The following is a 625-nucleotide window of genomic DNA, read 5'->3' as shown; positions in this document are numbered from 1 at the left end:
CCCGTACATCGCCCTCGCGGCCGCCATCGGCTCCGGCCTTTGGGGCATCGAGAACCGGATCGAGCCCGACGCGCCGCTCACGGGCAATGCCTATGAGAAGGAACTTCCGGCGGAGCGGGACCTGCCCCGCTCGCTGGGCGATGCGGCCCAGCGGCTCCGGGGCTCGGAGGCCGCCCGCGCGCTGTTCGGCGATGACTTCGTGCACCACTACGCCGCGACTCGGGAATGGGAGCAGCGCGAGTTCAATCGCGCCATCACGGACTGGGAACTCCAGCGCTATTTCGAGATCATCTGACGGCCGACCTCAGCGGCAGGCGAGGATCCGCAGGTCGTAGACCGGGTGCTCGAACATATTCACCGCCGGCGCATCGGCAAACATCCAGCCGCGGAAGACCGGGCCGGAGCCGGGCTGGCTGCGCTCGTCGGCGATCTCCATGAAGGCCGCCGCGTCCGGCACCTCGTCGGGCGGGCGGGAATGGCAGGCCCGGACGAGGATGGTCAGCGTGCCGAAGCGCGCGGGCTCGCCGACGGTGGCGCGCAAAGTCAGGACGCGGGCATTCACCTTGTCGAGCGCCTGGATCTCGGCGGAGCGGCGGGAGACCCATTCCTGCGCGCTCGCCAGGCC

Annotated in this window: 1 protein-coding gene and 1 pseudogene; one reads left to right on the top strand and one right to left on the bottom strand. The window is 70.4% G+C overall.

The window, feature by feature from the left end:
- A pseudogene (locus AC1DWF_RS35930) lies at window positions 1–295 on the top strand (glutamine synthetase); the annotation flags it as partial.
- A gap of 9 nt (window positions 296–304) precedes the next feature.
- Here the strand turns inward: AC1DWF_RS35930 and AC1DWF_RS35925 are convergent.
- Window positions 305–625 (bottom strand): DUF2155 domain-containing protein (locus AC1DWF_RS35925; protein ID WP_476843223.1); only part of this gene is annotated, 321 nt, incomplete at its 5' end.

It is taken from the genome of Aminobacter sp. P4_D5 (assembly GCF_056401815.1).
The sequence above is the reverse complement of the archived record's forward strand: the minus strand, read 5'-3'. Positions and strand labels throughout refer to the sequence as shown.